General features: G+C 71.2%; 20 protein-coding genes. 11 read left to right on the top strand and 9 right to left on the bottom strand.

Annotation, left to right across the window (positions count from 1 at the left end):
* Positions 1-52 precede the first annotated feature (52 nt).
* On the top strand, positions 53-739 hold the full coding sequence (locus tag CA984_RS06115; RefSeq protein WP_086569087.1) for a TetR/AcrR family transcriptional regulator: 687 nt from the start codon (positions 53-55) through the stop codon (positions 737-739).
* Here CA984_RS06115 and CA984_RS06120 read toward each other — a convergent pair.
* From CA984_RS06120 to CA984_RS06130, 3 genes are all read right to left on the bottom strand, one after another.
* A complete protein-coding gene (locus CA984_RS06120; RefSeq protein ID WP_207620755.1) occupies positions 709-2595 on the bottom strand; it encodes a hypothetical protein in 1887 nt (628 codons plus the stop codon). The two genes, CA984_RS06115 and CA984_RS06120, sit on opposite strands and share 31 nt — an antisense overlap.
* A gap of 20 nt (positions 2596-2615) precedes the next feature.
* A complete protein-coding gene (locus CA984_RS06125) occupies positions 2616-4196 on the bottom strand; it encodes a zinc-binding metallopeptidase family protein (protein WP_086569089.1) in 1581 nt (526 codons plus the stop codon).
* Between the two features lie 69 nt (positions 4197-4265).
* Positions 4266-5276, bottom strand: coding sequence for a LacI family DNA-binding transcriptional regulator (locus CA984_RS06130; protein WP_086569091.1), 1011 nt, complete (start codon positions 5274-5276; stop codon positions 4266-4268).
* Between the two features lie 163 nt (positions 5277-5439).
* Here CA984_RS06130 and CA984_RS06135 point away from each other — a divergent pair, with 163 nt between their 5' ends.
* From CA984_RS06135 to CA984_RS06160, 6 genes are all read left to right on the top strand, one after another.
* Positions 5440-6729, top strand: coding sequence for an ABC transporter substrate-binding protein (locus CA984_RS06135; RefSeq protein ID WP_086569093.1), 1290 nt, complete (start codon positions 5440-5442; stop codon positions 6727-6729).
* Positions 6729-7577, top strand: a complete 849-nt coding sequence (locus tag CA984_RS06140; RefSeq protein WP_242675770.1) for a carbohydrate ABC transporter permease — start codon at positions 6729-6731, stop codon at positions 7575-7577. The genes CA984_RS06135 and CA984_RS06140 overlap by 1 nt, the downstream gene beginning before the upstream one ends.
* Complete coding sequence (locus CA984_RS06145) at positions 7574-8392, top strand: carbohydrate ABC transporter permease (RefSeq protein WP_086569097.1); 819 nt, start codon at positions 7574-7576, stop codon at positions 8390-8392. The genes CA984_RS06140 and CA984_RS06145 overlap by 4 nt, the downstream gene beginning before the upstream one ends.
* Positions 8389-9378, top strand: a complete 990-nt coding sequence (locus CA984_RS06150; protein ID WP_086569099.1) for a serine hydrolase domain-containing protein — start codon at positions 8389-8391, stop codon at positions 9376-9378. Before CA984_RS06145 ends, CA984_RS06150 begins: the two co-directional genes overlap by 4 nt.
* On the top strand, positions 9375-11996 hold the full coding sequence (locus CA984_RS06155) for an alpha-L-rhamnosidase (protein ID WP_086569102.1): 2622 nt from the start codon (positions 9375-9377) through the stop codon (positions 11994-11996). The genes CA984_RS06150 and CA984_RS06155 overlap by 4 nt, the downstream gene beginning before the upstream one ends.
* 330 nt (positions 11997-12326) lie before the next feature.
* Entirely contained in the window at positions 12327-13289 is a 963-nt protein-coding gene (locus CA984_RS06160) for a LysR family transcriptional regulator (protein ID WP_165781121.1), read from the top strand.
* Here CA984_RS06160 and CA984_RS06165 read toward each other — a convergent pair.
* The 6 genes from CA984_RS06165 to CA984_RS06190 form a co-directional block, all read right to left on the bottom strand.
* Positions 13276-14124 (bottom strand): alpha/beta fold hydrolase, encoded by an 849-nt coding sequence (locus CA984_RS06165; RefSeq protein ID WP_086569105.1) that lies wholly within the window; start codon positions 14122-14124, stop codon positions 13276-13278. The genes CA984_RS06160 and CA984_RS06165 overlap by 14 nt on opposite strands.
* Before the next feature lie 120 nt (positions 14125-14244).
* On the bottom strand, positions 14245-15033 hold the full coding sequence (locus tag CA984_RS06170; protein WP_086569108.1) for an ATP-binding cassette domain-containing protein: 789 nt from the start codon (positions 15031-15033) through the stop codon (positions 14245-14247).
* Complete coding sequence (locus CA984_RS06175) at positions 15030-16064, bottom strand: ABC transporter ATP-binding protein (RefSeq protein WP_242675771.1); 1035 nt, start codon at positions 16062-16064, stop codon at positions 15030-15032. The genes CA984_RS06170 and CA984_RS06175 overlap by 4 nt, the downstream gene beginning before the upstream one ends.
* Positions 16057-17043 (bottom strand): ABC transporter permease, encoded by a 987-nt coding sequence (locus CA984_RS06180; protein ID WP_086569110.1) that lies wholly within the window; start codon positions 17041-17043, stop codon positions 16057-16059. The genes CA984_RS06175 and CA984_RS06180 overlap by 8 nt, the downstream gene beginning before the upstream one ends.
* Positions 17040-17969: an ABC transporter permease gene (locus tag CA984_RS06185; RefSeq protein WP_165781122.1), complete on the bottom strand. Its 930-nt coding sequence runs from the start codon at positions 17967-17969 to the stop codon at positions 17040-17042. The genes CA984_RS06180 and CA984_RS06185 overlap by 4 nt, the downstream gene beginning before the upstream one ends.
* Positions 17956-19659: an ABC transporter substrate-binding protein gene (locus CA984_RS06190; protein WP_086569114.1), complete on the bottom strand. Its 1704-nt coding sequence runs from the start codon at positions 19657-19659 to the stop codon at positions 17956-17958. The genes CA984_RS06185 and CA984_RS06190 overlap by 14 nt, the downstream gene beginning before the upstream one ends.
* A gap of 503 nt (positions 19660-20162) precedes the next feature.
* Here CA984_RS06190 and CA984_RS06200 point away from each other — a divergent pair.
* From CA984_RS06200 to CA984_RS06215, 4 genes are all read left to right on the top strand, one after another.
* Positions 20163-20636 carry a S26 family signal peptidase gene (locus tag CA984_RS06200; protein WP_086569119.1) on the top strand — a complete coding sequence of 158 codons (474 nt, stop codon included), beginning with the start codon at positions 20163-20165 and terminating at the stop codon, positions 20634-20636.
* A 64-nt stretch (positions 20637-20700) separates the two neighbouring features.
* On the top strand, positions 20701-21720 hold the full coding sequence (locus tag CA984_RS48575; RefSeq protein WP_086569121.1) for an ArsR/SmtB family transcription factor: 1020 nt from the start codon (positions 20701-20703) through the stop codon (positions 21718-21720).
* A 92-nt stretch (positions 21721-21812) separates the two neighbouring features.
* On the top strand, positions 21813-21992 hold the full coding sequence (locus CA984_RS06210; protein WP_086569123.1) for a hypothetical protein: 180 nt from the start codon (positions 21813-21815) through the stop codon (positions 21990-21992).
* 80 nt (positions 21993-22072) lie between these two features.
* On the top strand, positions 22073-22579 hold the full coding sequence (locus CA984_RS06215; RefSeq protein ID WP_086569126.1) for a MauE/DoxX family redox-associated membrane protein: 507 nt from the start codon (positions 22073-22075) through the stop codon (positions 22577-22579).
* Positions 22580-22601 lie beyond the last annotated feature (22 nt).

The raw sequence follows: 22601 nt of genomic DNA on the forward strand, positions 1-22601 counted from the left end.
TTATTTGGAGACGTGAACGTCTCCAAAGAGAGGGAAGTACGATCGGTGAGCGATGTCAAGACATGAACAGAAGGAAATTCCGGCGGTCCGGCCACTCCCCCGGGGGCGGCACGGACTCTCCCCCGACACGGTGCGCGACTCCCAGCGAGAACGCCTCGTGGAGGCCATGCTGAGGCTCGTCGCGAGGCGTGGCTACGCCGCCACGAGCGTGCCGGACGTGATCGCCGCCGCGCGGGTCTCGCGCAACGCCTTCTACGCCCAGTTCGCCGACAAGGAGGCGTGCTTCCTCGCCGGATGCGAGCGCGACCTGCCCGAGATGATCGACTCGATCTACACGGCCGCGTCAGGGGCGGGCGACCGCTGGAGCGAGGCGCTCCGGCTGGGGATGGCCGCCTACCTGCGGTGGTGGCAGGAGCGCCCGGAGTACGCGCAGGCGTACTTCGTGGAGTTGCCGAGGGCGGGTGAGCGGGCCGTCGAGCAGCGTGACGCCGCCTACCGGCCCTTCCTCGACATGTTCGGGGCACTGGCCGCGCGGGCCAGGCTGGAGGATCCCTCGCTGCCGCCGCTGCGAGCCGCGGTGCCCCGGCTGATCGTCTACGGGATCACCGAGTTCATCGCCTCGGAGGTGCGCGAGGGCCGCGCCGCCACTCTGACGTCGTCGGCCGGCGACCTCTACCACTACACGGTCGCCCTGCTGGCCGGCCCCGATCACGGCATCGCGACCACCCCTTCCGCCTGAACCAGCCAGCCTTCGGGGAAGCACTCCTCCGCCGCCATGTGGGCGACGGCGGCCAGCAGGCCGCCGTTGCCCGGCAGGTAGAGGGGCAGCAGGCCGGGCCACTGGTGGTTGTGGCCGCTGGCCAGGTAGGTGTTCTTCGGGGCGTCCATCAGCAGCGCGTCCACGGCGGTGTCGGGCTCGCCGAGCCTGGCCGCGCACATGGCGAGCATCGGATAGTCCCAGCCCCAGGTGCTCTCCATGTCCCAGTCGGCGAGCACGTCGTGCAAGGTGGCCCGCATGGTCTCGGGGTCGATCAGCGGGGTGGGCGGCACGAACCCGAGCGCGCCGGTCATCGAGGGGTGGTCGGTCCTGATCGTGTACGGCTCCACGCCGATGGCCGTGTAGACGCCGTCGCGCACCAGCGGCCGGGCCAGGCCGTGCAGGACCCGCGCCCACTCCGGGTCGGGGTCGAGGCCGAGCAGGCCCCGCCACCGCTGGGCCGTCTTCAGCCCCCACCACCAGTAGGCCAGCTCGAACGCGGGATCGCGCACCGACCGCCTGGACTCGTAGTAGGACTCCTGCGCCGGGACCAGCGGCGGCCCCAGATGCCCGCCGCCCGCGAAGGAGGCCATGAACTCGGCCGTCTCGAACACCAGGTCCCGGTAGTCCTCCAGCGCCCCCGGGCGGACCCGGCGGAGCAGCTCGGCGAAGTAGATCAGGTGCGGCTGCTGCCAGACGATGAAGGCGCCGATCTCGCTCGGGCTCTCCCTGCCCTCCGGCCCCACCTGCTTGGGCCAGCGGGCGCCGCGGAAACCCTGCCGTACGGCCGTGGCCCTGGCCCGCGGCAGGATCGAGCGGTACCACGGCAGGCTCCGCTCCAGCAGCTCGGGCCTGCCCCACAGGGCGAAGTGGGCGGCGTGCCACCAGTGCATCTCCAGGTGGAACTTGCCGCTCCAGGAGTTGACGGCCAACCCGGTCTCCTGCGGCGGGGTGGAGCCCGCGCAGTTGACCGCGGTGAGGTACTGCGAGAGCACGACCCGGCGTTCGAGCTCGGGTGCTCGCGGGTCGGTGCTGCCGTCGAAGCTCACCGCTCCACCGCTCGTCCAGAACCTCTCCCAGTGGGCGGCGGCAGCCGTACGGACCTGGGAGAAGGACGGGAGGGCGGCGCCGGCGGGGTGGCGTGCGAACTCGACGACGAGCTCCAGCTCGTCGCCCTGGATCAGGTACACGTGACCGCCGGGCGACGTGAGCCGCGCCGCCCCCGCCCACTCGGCGGCCACGTGGTATCGGTCCGCGTCCAGGACACGGGTGAAGTCGCAGCGCGAGCCGTACGGCGTGCGCGTGAGCGCGTGCGTGGTGGTGTGCCTGTCAGGTTTGTCCCAGTCGGCGGTGGTGTGCCAGCCGTCGCTGGCGTAGGGGAAGGCGATCCTGATCCCCGCGCCGCCCACGACGCGGATGGCCAGCAGGTCCCGCTCGGGGTGACAGACCGTCTCCACCTCGTACGGCAGGCCGCCCAGCTCGAAGGAACTGGACAGCGTGCCGGTCCACAGGTCGAGGGTCTGCGCCGACCGGCCGAGCGGGGCGGCCTCGTCGACGTCGAGGCCGATCCGGCCGAGATGCAGGCGGTGCGGGTTCACGTGCAGCCAGCCACCCGCCTCGGTGGCCGGATACAGGTCCGGATAGCCGACGCCGTCGTAGTCGGTGAGCGCGTCCTCCAGCACGTGGCCCTCGGGGTTGGGCATCGTGTGCCAGCCCCACTGCGCCTGCGTGCCCAGCGGCGCGAAGGTCTGCAGCCCGGTGGCGTCGGCGGTGAAGGCGAACTCCCCGTTGCCGACGGTGAGCGGACACCCGGCGTCGGCGATGGTGTGCCGACGCACGAGCGTCCTCCTGTCTATGCTCACGCACACCCCGGCGTGCCGGAGGCGCGCTGCTGGCGCATGGCGGTCACGTCGCCCGCGACGGCCGACTGGGCCATCGGTCCGAGGTCGAGCACGACGTCGGTGAAGGCGAGCGACGCCTTGCGCATCGCCGGCAGGTCGATCGCCTCGGCGCCGAACTGCGGCGAGAACAGCGTCTTGGGCGCGGCGATGGGCGAGATGACGGGCAGCAGGTGCTGGTTGTACGGCGTGCCCTCGCCGCCGAAGCCGCAGTGGTGCGGCACCGTGGCGGGGTCGGCCGCCGACAGGCCCTTGAGGATCGCGGTGCGCTTCACGTCCCAGTACTGGATGTGGCCCTTGACCAGTTCGCGCAGCGGCGTGCTCTCGCTGACGGGGACCATCAGCAGTTCGGTGAGGGTGGGGCTGGCGACGAGCTGCTTGCCCGGCAGGCCGTTCGGCCTGGCGACCGCGTCGTAGCGCTTGGCGCCGAGGTGCTCGAGCACGACGACGGAGGAGACCCCGCCCTGGTCGTACTCGGCGTCGAGCTGGGCGGCGAGCTGGCCCGCACCGCCCTCGCGGACGGCGGGGCCGGTCAGGTGCTGGTAGAGGTGGCCGGTCACGAACGCGAACTGCACGGTACGCGGACGGCACTCCACCGGTAGCGACGACAGGTAGCGGGCCATCTCGATCATGGTGAGCGGGCCGTTGTCCCACACCGGGTTCATGCCGTCGGTGTGGCTCTCCACGACGATCTTCTGGGCGCTCCCGCCGGGAAGCGTCGCGAGCAGGGTGCGGGTCGTCGTCGGCGTCCAGGCGGCGTTCACGGTCAGCGCGGCTTGGACCGGCTGCCCGGCGGCCAGCGCGTCCTTGATCTGCTTGCCCTGGTCGGCGCCGACGTACGCGCCTGGCACGCCGTACGGCAGGCCCTCGTAGGGCGCGTACAGGCCCTGGATCTGGGCATGTGGGAGCTGGCTGATCTCGATCACGCCCACCGCGCCCGCGGCGGCGGCCGCCTTGAGGTCGGCGTCGGCCGCGGCCGGGGCCTCCATCGACTCCGAGCCGAGCAGGTTGATCGTGTGGGCCGGGTCGTACATGGAGTAACCGAGGCCGAGCGGATAGAACAGCAGGTTGGGCACGCTGGTCCACGGCAGGTCCCTGACGACGATCTTCCCGGCGGCGTTGGCCGCGGTGATGTTCGTCCCTGCGGCCAGGTGGACGAGCGGCGCCGAGACGCCGCCCGCGCCGGTGGAGGAGGAGAACGGCACGGGGGCCGCGACCTGCACGGCCGTACCGCCGACGGTCAGGCCGGTGCCGAGGCTGTCCCAGCGGTCGATGGCGTAGGGCAGGGAGGAGAACTGGAGGCCGGGGATGGCCGCCATCTCGTCCTCCAGCCAGTCGACGTAGTCGGCGTGCGCGGTGGAGCCGGTCGGCCTGGGGCCGAACGCCTCCTGCCGCTCGGCCAGGGTGCTCAGGCGGGCCTCGGAGGCGAACGCGGCGGGGTCGACCCTGACCGGGCAGACCGGAGCGGCCGCCTGGGCGAAGGCCGATTGCGCGGGTGCGACCAGCGGGAGGAGAAGGGCGAGGAGAGCGAGCCGTCTCACGTGGGGAGTCCTTCCAATAAATCGTTTTAATACGTGGTCCGCGACAGTCCCCCGACGTGCGGTTGGTTCTCAGAGGCGAGGCGGTCCTGTGGTTCCGCGGACGATCAGCGTGGGCGACACCGACGACGTCACCGATCGCGAGCGTCCCTCGATGCGTTCGACGAGCAGGCGCGCGGCGGTCGCCCCGATCACATGCCCGTCCTGATCGACGCTGGTGAGCGAGATGCGTTTGAGCGAGGCGATGCCGATGTTGTCGTATCCGGCGACGGAGAGGTCCTCCGGCACCGACAGGCCCGCCTCGTCGGCGGCGCGCAGCACGCCGAGCGCCGCGATGTCGGCCCCGGCGAAGATCGCGGTGGGCCGGTCGTCGCGCGCGAGCAGTTCCCGCGCGCCCTCGAAGCCGCCCTCCTCGGTGAAGGAGGTGGCCAGCACGTCGTCGGCGAGTCCATGGGCGCGCATCGCCTGGCGGTAGCCTTCGGCGCGCACCGTGTGCGGCAGTCCCTGGGCGCGGGCCCGCTCCAGGTGGGTGATGTGCGCGATCCGGGTGTGCCCGAGCCCGACCAGGTGGTCGACCACGAGCCCCGCCCCCATCACGTCGTCGTCGACGACCGCGTCGTAGGCCGCGGCGCCGCCGTGCCTGCCCACCACGACGACCGGGACGGCCGTCGCGACGGCGGCGAGTTCGGCGTCCGTCATGACCGGCGAGATCAGGATGAGCCCGTCCATGCTCCGGTCGATCATGGCGTCGGTCATCCTGGCCTGCGTCTTGGGCTCGATCCCGCCAGGTCCGAGCAGCACCTGGTACTCGGTGTCGCCCAACCGGCCGGTGACGCCCTCGATGATGTCGGGGAAGAACGGGTTGCGGGTGTCCGAGAGCATGACGCCGAGGGTGTAGGTGCGTCCGCGCAGGGCGCGGGCCGCGGCGTGCGGGCGGTAGCCCAGCTCGTCGATGGCCTGCGTCACCTTGGTCTGCATCTCCGCGCTCACGCCGTAGGCCCCGCGCACCACCTTGGACACGGCGGCCGTGGAAACCCCGGCCCGCCTGGCCACATCGGCGATCGTCACCCGTCCGCTCGTCACACGCCGTCCTTCGTCGAGTCTCGTAGAACGAACTACACACTTTTCTGAAAAGGGAGGCTAGCCCGTCACTGCTACTCAGGTCTACCTCTTGACGGGCGATTCTCTCATGCCCTAACAATGGAGAACGTTCTACACAATCCTTAAGATGAACAGGAGCACGGGCGTGAGAGCACCATCCCGTCTGCTCGGCGCGGCGATCGGCGCCGTCCTCGCCCTGTCCCTCTCCGGCTGCGGGTCGTCCGCCCCGGAGGGGACCGGTCAGGTGAAGCTGACCCTCTGGCACAACAGCGCGGACCCGGCGCCGCTGCTGGAGATGTACAAGAAGTTCGAGAAGCAGTCCGGCCACAAGATCGAGCTCGTGTCGATCCCGTCCGACGGCTTCGAGGACACCACCCAGACCAAGTGGGCCACCGGCGACCGCCCGGACATCGTGGAGTACCACGCGACGGTGAGCGGCCTGCTCGCCCTCAACCCGGCCGAGAACCTGCGCGACCTGACAGGCGAGGCGTACATCGCCAGGTCCGGCGACCTCTACCGGAGCGCCGGGTCCGTCAACGGCAAGGTCTACGCCGCCATCACCGGCTTCCCCCAGGTCTTCGGCCTCTACTACAACAAGAAGGTCTTCACCGCGGCCGGGCTGACCCCGCCCACGAACTTCGCCGAGCTCGCCGCCTCCTGCCCCAAGCTCAAGGCCGCCGGGGTCACGCCGGTCTTCGAGTCGGGCGGGTCGATCTGGCCGGTGCAGATCCTGCCCATCCTCTATATGGCAGGCGCCAACCAGTCCAACGCGTACGGCAAGGCCATCGCCGGCCACAGCAGCACGCTGGCCGACGCGGGCTCGCCCTTCGTCTCCGGCCTGACCGCCTACGCCAAGCTGAAGGCCGACGGCTGCTTCAACAAGGACATCGTCACCGCCAAGTTCGAGGACTCCATGAAGGCCCTCGTGACCGGCGAGGCCGCCATGGTCGCCCAGCACTCCGACATGCTCCCGGCCCTCCTCGCAGCCGCCGGCGGCGACCAGAAGACCGTCGACGAGTCCGTCGGCTTCGTCGGCCTGTCGAGCGACAAGCCGCTCGTGACCTACGCGCCCGGCCCGATCGGCACGTTCTACCTGCCCAAGACCGGTGACGCGGCGCGGGAGAAGGCGTCGCTCGACTTCGTGCGCTTCATGACCGGCCCGGCCTACGCCGAGTACATCACCGCGTCCAAGACCTTCCCCGTGTTCAAGGACGTGCCCGACCCGCAGGGCGTCTCGTCCGTGCTGCAGGACGTCAAGAAGGCGTACGACACCGGCGCGGTCATCGCCTTCAACTCCGACATCCCCGGCATGGGCGGGCTGGCCCAGCTCATGTCCGAGCTGATCGCCGGGCAGAAGGATCCGCAGAAGGCGGCGACCCAGCTACAGGGCCAGGTCGAGCAGGCGGCCAAGGCGGCAGGGCTGCCCGGATGGTGATGCGGAACAGGGCGGCCTGGCTGCCGTGGGCACTGCCCGCGATCGTGCTGGTCACGGTCTTCTTCGTCGCCCCGTTCCTGCTCAACGTCCGGTTCGCGTTCTCCTCCTGGACGAGCTTCCGGGCCGAGATCACCTGGAACGGGCTGGAGAACGTCCGCACGCTGATCGACCAGGAACTGCTGGCCAACGCGGTCACCGTGACCGTGCTGTACGCGATCCTGTGCATGGCGATCCAGAACACGGTCAGCCTCTCGCTGGCCCTGGCCCTCCAGCGGACCAGCGGGATCAACACCGTCTTCCGCTCGGCGTTCTTCCTGCCGACGCTCATCTCGCCGCTGGCCGCCGGATACATCTGGCGCGGGCTGCTCGCCCCCGACGGGGCGGTCAACTCCTTCCTCGGCGTCGAGTGGGCGTGGCTCGGCGAACCGTCCACCGCGCTGGTGGTGGTCGCGTTCATCGACGCGTGGAAGTGGAGCGGGCTGATCACCCTCGTCTACATCGCGGGCCTCAACTCCATCCCGAAGTCGCTGCTGGAGTCGGCGATCGTCGACGGGGCCGGGCTGTGGACCAGGTTCCGGCGGGTGGTGTTCCCGCTGCTCGCCCCGGCGCTGACCTTCAACGTGGCGGTCACGCTGGTGGGCGCGCTCAGCGCGTACGACGTGATCGCCGCCACCACCGGCGGCGGGCCCGGCGACCACACGCGGGCCCTGAACGTGGTGATGCGCCAGCAGTGGGGGCAGGGCTTCTTCGGCTCCGCCAGCGCGCTGGGGTTCACCGTGACGCTGCTGGTGATCGCCACCGCCGTGCCCCTCGTGTGGTGGCTGCGGCGCAGGGAGGTGACGGGATGAGAACGGTCCTCAAGTACACGGCGCTGACGCTCTTCGCGATCCCGTGGGTGCTCGTGCCCATCTGGCTCGTGGTCGTCAACTCGTTCAAACCCGCGGGCGAGGCCGCCGAGCTGGGCCTCGGCCTGCCCAGGACGTGGGCGATCGCCGAGAACTACGGCATCGTGCTCGACCGGGGCGGCTACCTGATGGGGCTGGTCAACAGCCTCAAGGTGACCGTGCCGATCGTGGTGGCCGTGGTGTTCCTCGGCGCGGCGGCGGCGTGGGCGTTCGGGCGCAGCCGGTCGCGGTGGTTGCAGGCGGCCTACTTCGTGCTGGGGCTGTCGATCCTGCTGCCGCCGTCGATCATCCCGACCGTCTACCTGCTGCGCGCCCTGTCGCTGGACGGCGGCTCGCTCGGTTACGTGCTGACGATGACCGGCTGCCGCGTGGGCATCGTGATCTTCCTGGCGACCGGATTCGTCCGGGCGTTCCCCCCCGACCTGGAGAACGCCGCCGCCATCGACGGCGCCTCCCGCCTGCAGGTCTTCGTCCGCATCCTGCTGCCCCTGCTGCGGCCGGTGCTGTTCGTCGGCAGCGTGGTCCTGATCATCAACGTCTGGAACGACTTCTTCTTCGCCCTCTTCCTGCTCCAGGGCAGCGCGAACGCCACGCTGCCGCTGAGCCTGTTCCAGTTCGCCTCCGGCACCCTGCAGAGCCTGAACTGGAACCTCGTCTTCGCCCACGTCCTGCTCACCACGCTGCCCCTCGTGGCGGTGTACGTCGTCGCGCAGAAGCGCGTCCTGGCCGGTCTTACGGAAGGTGCACTCAAGGGATGACCACTCACGACATCGCGCTCGACTGGGTCAGGCGCGAGATCAAGGAGGGGCGGCTGCCGTGCGCGGTGTTCGGCGCCGCCACCTCCGACGGGATCCAGGTGCTGGAGGCATTCGGCGAGCACGACGGCCGGGAGACCAGGACCGAGGACCACTTCGCGCTGTTCTCGGTGACCAAGCCGCTGGTGGGGCTGGCCGCCCTGCGCCAGGTCGAGCGCGGGCTGCTGTCGCTGCGCCGCCCGCTGCGGGACGTACTGCCGAACTTCGCGCGGCCCGACGTGACGCTCTGGCACCTGCTCACCCACACCAGCGGCATCGCCGAGCAGACGCTCACGCCCGACGACCTGCTGGAGCATCTCGTCACCGCGCCGTCGATGTTCGAGGCAGGCACGCTCAGCCAGTACTCCAACCTGGCCTTCGCCGGGATCGCGGAGATGGTCCGCGACGTCACAGGCCGCGACGTGGCCGACGTGATCGACTCCGACCTGAACACGCTGGTGCCGGGCGGCGGGCGGATCACGTTCGACCCGGCGTGCGACGCGGCCGAGGTCCACGGCATCGAACTGCTCGGGCCCGGCTTCGACTTCGACAAGTTCGTACGGCTCCGCCACCCGGCAGGGGCTCTGTTCTCCCGCGCCGAGGACCTCCTGGCGCTGGGCGGGGCGCTGCTGCGCGGCGACCGCGAGCTGATCCACCCGACCACCCTGGCCGCCATGACGACCCCGCAGACGACGGGCCTGGTCAAGCTGCAGCCCGACCCGGTCAACGCCGGGCAGGACTGGGGTCTCACCTGGAACCTGCGCCACTCGGCTCCCGGGCTGCTCGACCGGCGGCTGTACGGGCACGGCGGCGCCTCGGGGTGCCAGTGGTGGATGTACCCGGAGCAGGACGCGTGCTTCGTGCTGCTGATCAACGTGATGGCGCCGAGCCTGTCCGGCGTTGACGTCGACGGTCTGCACAACGCCTTCACCACCGGGCTCGATGCGTGAACCGGGATTCGGGGGTGCTCGGAGTGCAGGTCTCAGGCGCGCAGGCGCCGTTCGTCCGTTCGGCCCCGCCCGGGTCACGGGCGGGCCTGACGTGCGGTCTGGCGGATCCGGTGGGCGTGGACGAGCCGTCGCCCCGGCTGTCGTGGGACGCCCGGCTGATCGGGGAGGCCACCGTGGTGGTGTCCTCGGACGGGCGCGAGGTGTGGCGGTCGTCCGTGCCCGCCGGATCGCACGACGTGGACGTGCCGGGTGAGTGGCTGGCGCCGCTGACGCCGTACACGTGGAGTGTGGAAGGGTACGCGACCGGCGCGTTCACCACGGGCCTGCGGGCGCGCGGCGGGTGGGACGCCCCCTGGCTGGCGGGCGACCCCCGGGCGGCGGTGAGCCTGCGCGGGTCGTTCACGTGGCATCCCGCTCCCGGGCGCGCCTGGCTGGCCGCCACCGCGCTGGGCGTCTACCGGGCGCTGCTCAACGGGGTACGGCTGGGCGAGGAGGAGCTGGCCCCCGGCTGGACCGACTACGGCCACCGGACGCGCTATCGGCTGCTGGAGCTCACGGAGCTGCTCGTGTCCGGCGAGAACGAGCTGGAGCTGTGGCTCGCTCCCGGCTGGTACGCGGGTCACGTCGCCGGCGGAGGGCCGCGCCGCTACGGCGACCGGCCCGCCGCCAGCGCTCAGGTGCTCGTGCGGGACGACGACGGGGTCCGCCGCGTGTTCGCCACCGACGCGGCCTGGACCCGGCGGGACCTCGGTCGCCCGCGCGCCGACCTGGTGATGGGCGAGACCGTCCGGGCCCCTTCCGGGCAGGCCGGGCCCGCCGAGACGACGGCCGCCCCGGAGATCCTGGTGGAGGCCGACCCCGCTCCCCCGGTGCGGGTGATCGGCACGGTGCCCGCCGTGTCCGTGACCGAACCCGCGCCGGGCGTCCAGGTGGCCGACTTCGGGCGGAACGTCGTCGGGCGCGTACGGCTGCGCGTCGACGCGCCGGGCCCCGTACGGATCGTGGTGCGGCACGGGGAGGAGCTGACCGCGACCGGGAGGCTCTACACCGACAACCTGCGCACCGCGGACCAGCGTGACGAGTTCGCCCTCGGCCCCGGCTCGCACGTCGTGGAGCCCGCGTTCACCCTGCACGGGTTCCGCTACGCGGAGGTCACCGGCTGGCCGGGCGCGCTGACGCCGGACGACCTGGAGGCGGTGCTGCTGTCCTCCGCGCTCGCCGTCACCGGCTCGCTGACCGTGAGCGATCCCGCCGTACGGCAACTCGTCGCCAACATCGGCGCGTCGGCGGACGGCAACCTGGTGAGCGTGCCGACCGACTGCCCGCAGCGCGACGAGCGGACCGGCTGGACGGCCGACATCGCGGTGTTCGGCTCGACGCTCAGCTTCCTGCGGCACACGCAGGCGTTCCTGTCCGGCTGGGTGACGACGCTGATCGACGGGCAGCGGGCCGACGGCGCGGTCCCGCATGTCGCGCCGGTCCTGCCCGAGTACGGATACGACTCCCCCGTGTGGTCCGACGCGCTGATCGAGGTGCCGTGGCTGCTGTGGCGGCGCTACGGCGACGACCGCACGCTGCGCCGCGCGTACGACCCGATGCGGCGGTGGGCCGACTACTGCCTGGCCCAGGCCGAGGACGGCATCAGACCGGGCAGGGCCCTGGGCGACTGGCTGGCCCCCGGCACGGTCGAGACGCCCAAGAGCCTCATCGCCACCGCCGCCCTCGCCCGCAGCCTCCGCCTGGTCGCACACGTGGCCGACGTGCTCGGCGAGCCGCACGCGCCGGAGTACGGCGAGGCGTTCACCCGCGTGTCGGGCGCCTTCCAGCGGGCCTTCCTCAGCGGGCCGAGGCTGCGCACCGAGACGCAGACCGGCTACGCCGTCGCCCTCGCCTGGGACCTGGTCCCGCCAGAGGACCGGGCCGCGTCGGCGCAGGCGCTGGCCGAGCTGGTCCGCGCCGACGGGCACCGGCTCATGACGGGCTTCGTCGGCACCCCCCTGCTGCTGCCCGTGCTGTCGGAGACCGGCCACCACGACCTGGCGTGCCGGATCTTCAACCAGGAGGGCTATCCGTCCTGGCGCTACCAGCTCCGCGCCGGGGCGACGACCATGTGGGAGCGCTGGGACGCCTGGCACCACCGGCACGGCCTGCAGACGCCGGCCATGAACTCCTTCAACCACTACGCCTACGGCTGCGTGGGCGACTGGCTGTTCCGGCACGTGGCGGGCCTGGGCGACGACCCGCGCGGGACGGGTGGCGGCTTCGGCGAACTGCTGCTGCGTCCCGGCCCCGTCCCGCTGCTGCGCCAGGCGCACGCCCGCTACGAGAGCGCGTCGGGGACCGTCGAGTCGGGCTGGCGGGCCGGGCCCGACGGGGTCCAGTTCACGTTCGCCGTCCCGGAGGGCGTGACCGCCCGCGTGGAGCTGCCCGTGCGCGGCGCGTGGGACGGGATGACCGTCAACGGCACCTTCCTCATGGGCCTCAGCGAGCAGCTGCCGACCACCAGGCTGGCCGACGGGGGCTGCGCCCTGAACCTGCCGCCGGGCCGCTGGTCGTTCACGGCCCCTGCGGCGGCCACGGCCCACCTGCTCCAGGAGTGGGACGACCTGGGCCAGTAGTACTTCGCTAGGTTGGTTCTGGTGGGTGGTGTTCCGGCCGGACCGAGGCGGGAATGACGCGGCGACAGGTGGGGTACGTGCTGCAGCCACGACAGGGTCGAAAGGCCGGAGCGCGCTCAGGCGATCCGGCTTCACGATCAAGGGCGTGTCACGGTTGCGGGACAGCGTCGGACTCGCACCGGTTTCCCCGGAGAACACACGCGGGTGACAGGACACCCCATGCCGGAGCGTCCGCGTCCGGAAGCGCCCGCTAGCATCGGGTTCTCCCGGTTCCGCCTCGCCGATGCTCCCACCGCGACGGACGCCCGGCCGACTCGCGACGGAGCCCGCGTGCCCACGATCGACCCCCGACGTCTCCTCATCCTCCGTGCCTTCGTGCTGTCCGACTCGGTCACCGCGACCGCGGCGGCGCTGCACCTGACGCCGTCCGCGGTGTCGCAGCAGCTCGCGGCGCTCGAGCGCGAGGTCGGCCACGCGCTCGTCGTACGCACGGGGCGCAAGCTGGCGCTCACGCCGGCCGGGCGCATCCTCGCCGGGCACGCCGAGGAGATCAGCTCCCGGTTGAAGATCGCCGAGGCCGACCTGGCCGCGCACGCGGGCGGTGTCCTCGGGCAGCTCCGGATCGGCGCCTTCCCCACGGCGATCAGCTGGTTGGTGGCACCTGCCATCGTCGAGTTGCGCCGCCAGGCGCCGGGCGTCAACGTCACGGTCGTCGACGCGGAGGCGCACATGAGCCACCGGATGCTGATGCGCGGCGATATCGACGTGACCGTCAGCCTGGAGTACGAGTTCGACCCCGAGCGCGACTCCCCCGGCATCGTGAAGTTCCCGCTCTACATCGAGCGGTTCAAGGCCGTCCTCCCCCACGCGCACCCGCTCGCCGGCGAGGAGGGCATCGGGCTCACCCAGCTCACCGAGGAGGGCTGGATCATGCCCTCACCCGGTAACCCGTGCCGCACGATGGTGCTGCAGGCGTGCGCCGAGCTCGGCTTCCACCCTCCGATCACCCACGTCTCGGACGACTACCGCGCCGCGCTGGCGCTGGTCGCCGCCGAAGCGGGGATCTGCCTGGTGCCGGAGTCCGCGCTCTCCGCCCGCGACGCCGACTGGGTGACGATCCTGCCGACGCGCGGCATCGCGCCGCTGCGCAAGGTGATCATGACGACGCGGCGCGACAACCAGGGCCACCCCGTCGTACGCGCGGGGCTGGAGGCGATGCGGGCCGCTGTCGCCGAGCCGGCCTCGGAGATCTACGGTCCGCTCGCGCGGTCCGACACCTTCAACGTCGAGTGACGGCTCTGGCCGACGGCGCGTTCTCGCGGAGGAAGGCGTCGACGTGCCGGTGGTACTCGTCCGGCTTGTCGCGGCGCACGCAGTGGTGGGCGCCCTCGACCACGACGACGTCGAAGCCGGGCGCGACGGCCGTGAGGCGCTCACGGGAGTGCTTGTCGACGATGACGTCGCCGGTGCCGGTGATGAGCAGCGCCGGTACGCCGGCCGGGCCGACCGTGATCTGCCGCGCGGTCGGCGTCCAGATCCGGCGCTTCTCGTGGACCCGCTGCTCCATGTAGTCGATGTCGACGGCCTTCATCGCCTCGGCGAGCGGGCGCAGCTCCTGCTCCGCCCAGTGGGGCTTGAGCTCGCGCTGCATGTCCATGAGCTCCTCTACCGACGCCGTGTCGGCGTAGTCGAAGGGGTCCTTCACGGTCTGCTCGACGCTGAGCCACGGGTTGGGACCGGCCTCCGGCACCCACCACGGCGGGTCCTCGAGCACGACGCCGGCCACGAGGTGCGGAGCGTCGGCGGCGACGAAGGCGGCGATCCGCGCGCCCATGGAGTGCCCGACGACGAGCGTCTTGCGCCCGGTCTCGTCGAGCATGTCCTTGAGGATGTCGATCGCGTCCTGCACCATCACGTCGGTGGACGGAACGCCCTCGTGCTCGGGCAGGCGGCCGGGCGACTTCCCATGGCCCCGGGCGTCCGGCGCCACGATGTGGTAGTCGCCGCCCCAGCGGTCGACGGCGTCGCCGTAGCACGCGCCGGACTCCACGGCGCCGTGCAGGATGAGGATGGCGGGCGCATCTGCTGCGTCCCGCCCGTATTCTCGGACGAACAGGTCGGTTCCCACATGTCCTCTTCAGTACTCTGTCGCGCCGGCCTCCGGCCAGCTCACGACGGGGTGGTCGTTCGGTGAGTCATGGTCATGATCGTGACACGCCTGGTCGGCGTCGCGCAACGCTCCCGCCGGTCAGGCCGGCAGCTCCGCCTCCGGTGTCGCCTCGACCAGCGCGCGCGTGCAGGGGTGCTGCGGGGAGCGGAAGATCTCGTCGGACGGGCCGGTCTCGACGATGCGGCCGCGCTGCATGACGGCGACGCGGTCGCTGTAGAGCCGGATCACCGCCAGGTCGTGGCTGACGTGGAGGAACGAGATCCCCTGGTCGCGCTGCAGGTCGGCCAGCAGGTTGAGGATCTGGGCACGCACCGACACGTCGAGCGCCGAGGTCGGCTCGTCCGCGATGATCAGGTCCGGCTTGAGGGCGAGCGCGCGCGCCACGGCGACGCGCTGGAGCTGCCCGCCGGACGCCTCGTGCGGGTAGCGCCCCAGGTAGTCGGCGCCGAGGCCGACCGACTCCAGCAGCGCGACCAGCTCGGCGGTCGACGTCGTCTCGCCGTGCGCACGGAAGACGTTCTCCAGCGTCTGCCGTACAGTCTGCAGCGGGTTCAGCGACGCCAACGGGTCCTGGAAGACCATGGCGACGTTGCGCCGCAGCCGCCGCAGTCCTCGCCGGCCGAGGCGGGCGACGTCCTGCCCGTCCGTGCGGACGGTGCCGGACGTCGGCACCACCAGGCCGTTGGCCATCCGCGCCAGCGTGGACTTGCCCGAGCCGGACTCGCCGACCAGGCCGAGCGCCTCGCCCCGCTCGACGTGGAGCGAGACGCCGTCGACGGCGAGGAAGCCCTTGCGCCCGCGGCCGAACCCGCCGGCGGTGCGGTAGCGCTTGCTGACGTCGGTCATCTCCAGGATCGGCTCACTCACCGGGCGACCTCCTGCGTCGCGGGGAGACGATCGAGGTGGCAGGCCGCAAGGTGCAGGCCGCCGCCCTCGCTGGTCGGGCGGACGGTGGGCAGCGGTGCCTCGACGACACAGCGCTCGCCGACCTGATCCGCGAGGCCGCAGCGCGGCGCGAAGGCGCAACCCGGTCCGGCGTCGCGCAGCGACGTGGGCGCGCCGGGGATGGCGCGGAGCCGGGTCCGCTCTCCTCCGGTGTCGAGTCGGGCGTCCAGCCGCGGCGTGGCCGCGCGGAGACCGGCGGTGTACGGGTGGGCGGGATGATCGAAGATGTCGCGGAGGCTGCCGTACTCGGCCTGGCGGCCGGCGTACAGCACGAGGACGTCGTCCGCCGCGCTTCCCACCACCCCGAAGTCGTGGCTGATCAGGAGCATCGCCATGCCGTACTCCTGCTGGAGCTCGCGGAGCAGGGCCAGGATCTGCGCCTGCACCGTCACGTCGAGCGCAGTGGTCGGCTCATCGGCGATGAGGAGCGCCGGCCGGTTCACCAGGGCCATCGCGATCACCGCGCGTTGCCGCATGCCGCCGGAGAACTCGTGCGGGAAGCGGCGCACGGCGTCCGCGGGCCCGGGGATGCCGACCCGGTCGAGCATCTCGACCGCACGGGCCCGCGCAGCGCGGCGGGTGACCGAGGGGTCGTGCAGGCGGACCGCCTGGGCGATGTGCGCGCCGATGTCGAGGTACGGGCTGAGCGCGGACATCGAGTCCTGGAACACCATGGCCACGTCGGAGCCGCGGGCCCGGCGCAGCTCGCGCTCGTCGGCGGAGAGCATCTCCCGGCCGGCGACGACGATCCGGCCCCGGGCGCTCGCCCCGCGCGGCAGCAGCCGCATGATCGCCCGGCCGGTGATCGTCTTGCCCGACCCCGACTCGCCGACCACGGCGAGCGTGCGGCCGCCGTCCAGCCTCATGGAGAGGTCCCGGACGACATCGGCGGTGACGCCGCCGCTGGTGAACGAGACGCACAGGTCCTCGACCTGGAGTACGGGGTCAGGCACGGCGGATCCTCGGGTCGAGAAGCGGCATCAGCAGGTCGGCGATCAGGTTGCCGACGATGATGAGGAAGGCGGAGAAGAGCGTCACCCCGACGACGATGCTCAGGTCGGACTCGTTCACGCCGGACAGCAGCAGGTCGCCGAGCCCGTGCAGGCTGAACACCCTCTCCGCGATCACCGACCCGCCCAGGAGCGCGGTGACGTCGAGCGCGAACATCGCCACGACCGGCACCATCACGCCGCGGACGGCGTGCCGGTTCACCTGCCGGGTCGACGCCCCGCGCGCGGTCATCGCGACAAGGTGGTCGGCCGAGAGCTCATTGAGGAGCTGGGTGCGGGTGACCCGGATGTAGCCGGCGGCGAGGATGAACGACAGCACCATCCATGGGCCGATCAGGTGCCAGGCCCAGTCCGTCGGTGACTCCGAGAACGACACGAAGCCGGAGTACGGCAGCGCGTTGAGCATGAAGCCGAAGACCTGGACGACGAGCAGGCCGACGAGGAAGGTCGGCACCGACAGCCCGAACATCGCGAAGCCTGTCGAGAACCGGTCGACGGCCCCGCCCTTGCGTATCGCCGACAACGCGCCGAGGCCGATGCCCACGACGAGGCACAGGACGGCCGCGCCTAACGCGAGCGACAACGTGACGGGCAGCCGCTCGGCGATGAGCGTCGTGACGTCGCTGCGGTTCGGGAACGAGTAGCCGAAGCAGGGTGCGTGGCAGTGAACCTGCTGAGCGCCCTCGCCGTACGTACGGCCGACGAAGAGGCCCTTCACGAACTCGGTGTACTGCCACACCACGCTCTGGTCGGTCTGCATGTAGGCGCTGACCTTGGCCCGGGTCTCGGGCGGGCACGGCTTGCCGCACATGGCGCGGGCCGGGTCCTTCGAGGCCCCGAAGAAGAGGGATATCGTCACGAAGGCGATCGCGAGGAGCATGAACACCGCGGTGAATATGCGGCGGGCGATGTAGACGATCATGCAGCATCCTCCGTGCGCACGTCGAGGACGTCGCGGAGCGCGTCACCGGCGAGCGTGGCGCCGAATACGATCAGGAACACCACGGCGCCCGGGAAGATCATGTACCAGACGTCCGCACCGCTGTAGATCCACGGCAGCGAGTCCGAGAGCAGCTTGCCGAGGTCGGGGACGTCACCACGCAGGCCGACGCCGAGGAACGACAGTCCCGCGACGACGCTGACGTTGCCGGGCAGTGACATCGCGAACAGGACGACGACCAGGCCGAAGAGGTGCGGTAGCATCTCGCGGCGGATGATCTGCCAGGGCGGGGCCCCGGTCGCGCGCGCCGCCTCGACGAAGGCGCGGGCGTTGACGGCGCCGGCCTGGGCGCCGATGATCCGGGCCGGAACGGTCCAGCCGAAGAAGGCCAGCACCAGCACGAGGACCAAGCCCCGCGGCATCTCCGGCGGCACGATCGCCATGACCGCGATGACGAACATCAGGCCCGGGAAGCCGAACATGAAGTCGATCACCCGCCCCGCGACGGCGTTGAGCCAGCCGCCGAAGTACCCGATCGCCGTACCGAGGACGGCGGCGAAGGCGATCGACAGGATGCTCGCCCCGAACGCGATGAACAGCGACGAGCGGATGCCGTAGACGATCTGGGCGAACAGGTCGACGCCCGTCACCGGGACGACGCCGAGCCAGTGGTCGGCGCTGACGCCGCCGAAGGCGCCCAGCGGACGGCCGCCGTCCGGGTCGAGCAGGTCGGTGTGCATGGTGTTCGGGTCCTGTCCCTCGATCCGAACGAGCAGCGGGGCGCAGAGCCCCGCGACGAGCGGCACGATCAGCATGACCAGGCCGACGGCGCCGGACCGCTTCCGGAGGAGGCGGCCGAGGACCGGCGTACCCCGGCCCTCCGCCTGCTGGATCTCAGCGATCGACACCGACGACCAGCTCATTCGCGAACGGCGGGTAGGCGGGGATGAAGTAGTTCAGGATCTTCGAGCCGGCCAGGGCCTGCGTGCGCTGCACGAGGATCGGCACGATCGGGGCGTCCTCCATGATCTGCTTGTCGATCGCGGCCCACATCTCGGCGGCCTTGTCGAGGTCCGGCTCCGCGATCGCGGCGTCGATTGCGGCGTCCACCTCGGGGTTGGAGAACTTCGAGGCGTTGCCGCCGCCGTTGTCGATCTCGCTCGACGCGAACAGCGGCTGGATGGTGCTCATGCCGCTCGGGAAGTCCGCTCCCCAGCCGTTCGTCGTCATGTCGTAGTCGCCGTCGGCGGACGAGACGAGCTCGGACCAGGTGTTGCCGTCGAGGCCCTTGAGCTCGACCTTGACGCCGACCCGCGCCAGCGAGTTCTTGATGCTCTGGGCTTCCTTCTCCTCGATCGCACTCACGTCGGTCGGGTAGGTCAGCGTGAGCTTCAGGCCGGAGACGCCGGCGTCGGCGAGCAGTTCCTTCGCCTTGTCGACGTTGCCGGTGTCACCGCCGTCGTACAGGTTGTACTCGGTGTAGCCGGGGATGCCGGGCGTCATGATGGTCGAGGTGATCTGGCCGCCGAACTTCGGGCCGCCGTACACGCTCTGCAGCTCGGCCTTGTTGACCGCGTAGTTGATCGCCTGCCGCACGCGGACGTCGGAGAGGCCCGGTCGCTTGACGTTCATGGCGAGGTAGCGGAAGTAGCCCGACGGGCTGTTGGCCATGCGGTCGGAGATCGACGGGTCGGACTCGATCCGCTGGAACTGCGACGGCGAGATGAGCGCGTTGCTGATCGCGGTCTTGTCCTCGCCCTTGTCGTCGATGAGACGCTGCACGATCGTGTCGTTGTTCAGGCCCATGTCGAGGACGATCTTGTCCGGGCCGGCGAACCGTGTCTGGTCGGTGTCGGCCTTCCAGTTCGGGTTGCGGTCCAGCACCGCCTGCGAGCCCTTGCGGAAGCTCGTCACCTGGTACGGGCCGCTGGCGACCGGGTGCTCGCCGTACGTCTCCGGCTCGGTGTCGGCCGCAGCCGGCACCGGCGCGAAGGCCGGCATGCTGACGATCCACGGCCAGTTGCCGAACGGACGCGTCAGATGGAAGACGATCTTGTGGTCGCCGACGACCTCGATGGAGTCGAGCTCCTTGCCGTCGTACGGGCCGTCGTAGTCGGTGGCGCCGACCAGCAGCGTCTTGTGGTAGCCGAGGCCACCCTGGAACATCGGCGCGAACGACCGCTCGATGCCGTACTTCACGTCCTGCGCGGTGATCGGGCTGCCGTTGGAGAACTTTAAGCCCTCCTGCAGCGTGAAGGTCCACGTCTTGCCGCCGTCGTCCGTCGTACCGGTGTCGGTGGCGAGGTCCGGCACGAGGATCGTGTCCTTGTCCGGGAGCGTCCGCCACGACGTCAGCCCGCGGTGCACCCACCGCAGCCGGCTGGTCGGCACCATCTGTGCGTTGGCGGTCTCGAAGGACTCGGTCGCGCGCCGCGAGAGGTAGTGCAGGGTCCCGCCCCGGGGCGCGGACTTGAGCGCCGTCGTGTTCTTGTCCTTCGTCGGCTCGGTGGACTGCGAGTTCGCGTTGCAGCCCGCCGTCACGAGGGCCAGGACGAGTGCGAGCCCTGCGGGCACCACTCTCCGGGATCGATTCGCCATAGATCGCGCTTCCTGTGAGGCGGTCCCGATCGATCGGGTCCGCTGCTTGGATCTCAGGAAGGGAGTCTGTTGGCGGGCGAGAGCGCGCGTCCATCGAGGAGTTCTGCAGGGGACCTTTCAGAAAATCTGAAAGATCGCGGAGATCTCCGCGCGGCGTCCACGATAGCCCGCGGTCCCGGTGGCTGGAAGACCGCGGCGCACACCCGCGGGCGGGACCTGGCGTCCGCCCTATGACGCCGAAGTCGTGGTGGGGATCGAAACTGACCGCGGCCTGTGGGGGCAGGCGCTGGTGGCCGCACCGCGACGGCCGGGACCTCCGCCTGGGACGCGGTCACCTGGGACCTCACGAGGATCAGCCCGGATCCGCTGCGCGACGCCCGCGCCGACCCGAGAGTCCGGGGCGGCGTCGGCCGGGAGCCGTGGGACTCCCCGGCTGCCGGTGGGAGGCTCGGCGACTACGACGATTCTCACCTCTGCCCTTGACGGTGTCGTAGGCTCGCGCCATGCGATCCCGTCTTCACAGACGCCTGCTCCTCCTGGTGGTGCCGCTCGCCGCCTCCGCGCTTCTCGTGGCCAGGCGGCGGCTGGTCGTCGTGCGGGTGCGGGGAACCAGCATGGTGCCCACTCTCCAGCCGGGTGACCGGGTGCTGTTGCGGCGGGCTCCCGCCGAACGGCTGCGCCGGGGTCAGATCGTCGTTCTCGAGCCGATCGGCCTGGAGGGGCAGTGGGGTACGGGGCCGTTGCCCGACCCGGCGGCGGCCGACTGGCTGGTCAAGCGGATCGCCGCGATGCCGGGTGACCCGGTGCCCGAGGAGGTCGTGGACCAGCAGGGGCTGCCCGCCGGGACCGTGGTCCCGCCGGGGCAGCTCGTGGTCCTTGGCGACGGCGTCCACAGCTCTGATTCGAGGGTATGGGGATATGTCCCTTTCGACAGGGTCTTGGGTGTGATGTTGCGACCCCTTTCAAGCATGTCCTGACATCCCCATAATCCGAGTTATCGGACGGAGCCTGACAGCGGGGTAGGGCAGCTGGAGGTGAGGCGTGCGCTTGGTCTTCACGGCCGCGGGGCTGGCCAGGACCACGTTCACGATCTCTCCGTTGCATCACACGCTGTTCGCCGCGCTCTGTCTGCGTAACCCCGGCTACGCGGCCACCGGGTCGTTCTGGCGGGACCTGGCCCAGCGCGTGCCGCCACGCGCGGCGGCCTTCCTGGAGCGGGTCGACGCCGGGACCACGGCGGACACCGGGTTCGTGTGGATGAGCGCGCCCCTGATGGAGAGCACCCGGCCCACCCTCGGCGACGAGCTGGAAGCGCTGGCGAATCTGGGCGGCGCGGAGCAGCCCGCGGAGCCGTACGGCTTCGCGTATCCGGGGCAGCTCGGCGACGTGGGCCTGAGCGACCCGGCGAGGCCGGGCAGGTGCGACGCGGCCTATCTGCGCGGGAACGTGTCCGGACTGCGGGAGGTCGCCGACGCGGTGCGGGCGTTCTACACGAGCTGCATCGCGCCCGAGTGGGCCGGGATCCGGCGGCAGCTCGAGACGCATCTGGCCAGCAGGGCCGAGGCGGTCTGCCTGCACGGGCTCGGGCACGCGCTGCCGAAGCTGAGCCCGCGGTTGCGGTGGGGGGACTCGACCCTGCACATCGACACCTCGGGCGTACACGCCCCCGAGGTCGTGCTGGGCGCCAGGGGGCTGGCGCTGTCGCCGCTGCTGTCGGCGAGCCAGCGGTTCGTGGCGGTCGCCTTCAGCCCTGACGCGCGGCGGCCGGTGCTGGCCTACCCTGTGGCCGATGAGCGGTCGGAGCCGATGGCTCGGGGGACGGCCCCGGTGGACGCGCTGGCCAGGGTGGTGGGTCATGCGCGGGCGCGGGTGCTGCGGTCCATCGGCGCGGGGCGGGCGACGGGAGAGCTCGCCCAGTCGCTTGCGGTCAGCGCGTCCACGGTGTCCGAGCACATGACGGCGCTGCGGCTGGCCGGGCTGGTGGTCACGTACCGGGAGGGGCGCGCGGTGCGGCACGTGCTCACCGCTCTGGGACACCGGCTACTCGAATCTTCTGTCTGATTTGTCGCATTTCGGTGGGTGGCCGAATAGATTGCGACCCGCTTTGAAGATCGTGATCCTGAGCGTGGTACTGCCCACATCTGGGAGGTCGCATGACCCGCTCACTGAAGGCACTCGGAGACAGGATGCTCAACAGCCTGCTCCCCTCCACCACGGCGGACGCCAGCGCGTGCACCGTCACCTGCTGGTGCTACCACTGGCTCGACCACACCGCGTACACCTGCAGGCAGCCCGACTGCTCGACGACGGTCGTCTGCTACGAGTGCTGCTGACGCACTCGTCCGGTAACCCGCCCATGGCCGGATGACACCGCCGGCCATGGGCGGCCATCGGTACGGAGGAGAGGTGCGCCATGGAGTATGTGGATCTGATCTGCCGGTTCACGACCGGGCTGGTGTTCCTGGCCGCGTTCGTCGGCAAGCTCGCCGGGTGGGCCGCCTTCCGTGCCTCGGTGCCCGATCTGGCGCCAGGCCTTCCCCCCACCCCGGTCGCGGTGGCCGTCGTGATCGCGGAGGCGGGCGTCGTCGTGCTGCTGGCCGTACCGATGAGCGTGTCCGCCGGGTACGCGCTCGGGGCCGGGCTGCTGGCCGCCTTCACCGTGGCCGTCTGGCTGGCGCTCCGCCGTGGCACGTCGGGGACGTGCCGGTGTTTCGGGGTCACCGCCACGCCGCTCGGATTCGCACAGGTCGTGCGTAACGCGCTCGCGGCCGCCGTCGCGGTGCTCGGCTGGGCCGTGCACGCCGGTGGCACCGCCCCCGATCTGGCGGGTGTGGTGCTCAGCCTCGCCGCCGCCGCGACCCTGGCGTCCGTGCTGGTGTTCTTCGACGACCTGGCCGACGTCCTGAAGCCGATGTCATGACCGCCCCACCAGAAAGGCAGGA

The organism is Streptosporangium minutum (genome assembly GCF_002149035.1).
Lineage (GTDB): Bacteria > Actinomycetota > Actinomycetes > Streptosporangiales > Streptosporangiaceae > Streptosporangium > Streptosporangium minutum.

Bases quoted from the DNA above. Each gene is read 5' to 3' on its own strand.
- CA984_RS06210 (WP_086569123.1), top strand. From the start codon at position 21,813: ATGACCCGCTCACTGAAGGCACTCGGAGACAGGATGCTCAACAGCCTG.
- CA984_RS06200 (WP_086569119.1), top strand. From the start codon at position 20,163: ATGCGATCCCGTCTTCACAGACGCCTGCTCCTCCTGGTGGTGCCGCTC.
- CA984_RS06150 (WP_086569099.1), top strand. From the start codon at position 8,389: ATGACCACTCACGACATCGCGCTCGACTGGGTCAGGCGCGAGATCAAG.
- CA984_RS06145 (WP_086569097.1), top strand. From the start codon at position 7,574: ATGAGAACGGTCCTCAAGTACACGGCGCTGACGCTCTTCGCGATCCCG.
- CA984_RS06140 (WP_242675770.1), top strand. From the start codon at position 6,729: ATGCGGAACAGGGCGGCCTGGCTGCCGTGGGCACTGCCCGCGATCGTG.
- CA984_RS06215 (WP_086569126.1), top strand. From the start codon at position 22,073: ATGGAGTATGTGGATCTGATCTGCCGGTTCACGACCGGGCTGGTGTTC.
- CA984_RS06180 (WP_086569110.1), bottom strand. From the start codon at position 17,043: ATGATCGTCTACATCGCCCGCCGCATATTCACCGCGGTGTTCATGCTC.
- CA984_RS06190 (WP_086569114.1), bottom strand. From the start codon at position 19,659: ATGGCGAATCGATCCCGGAGAGTGGTGCCCGCAGGGCTCGCACTCGTC.
- CA984_RS06115 (WP_086569087.1), top strand. From the start codon at position 53: ATGTCAAGACATGAACAGAAGGAAATTCCGGCGGTCCGGCCACTCCCC.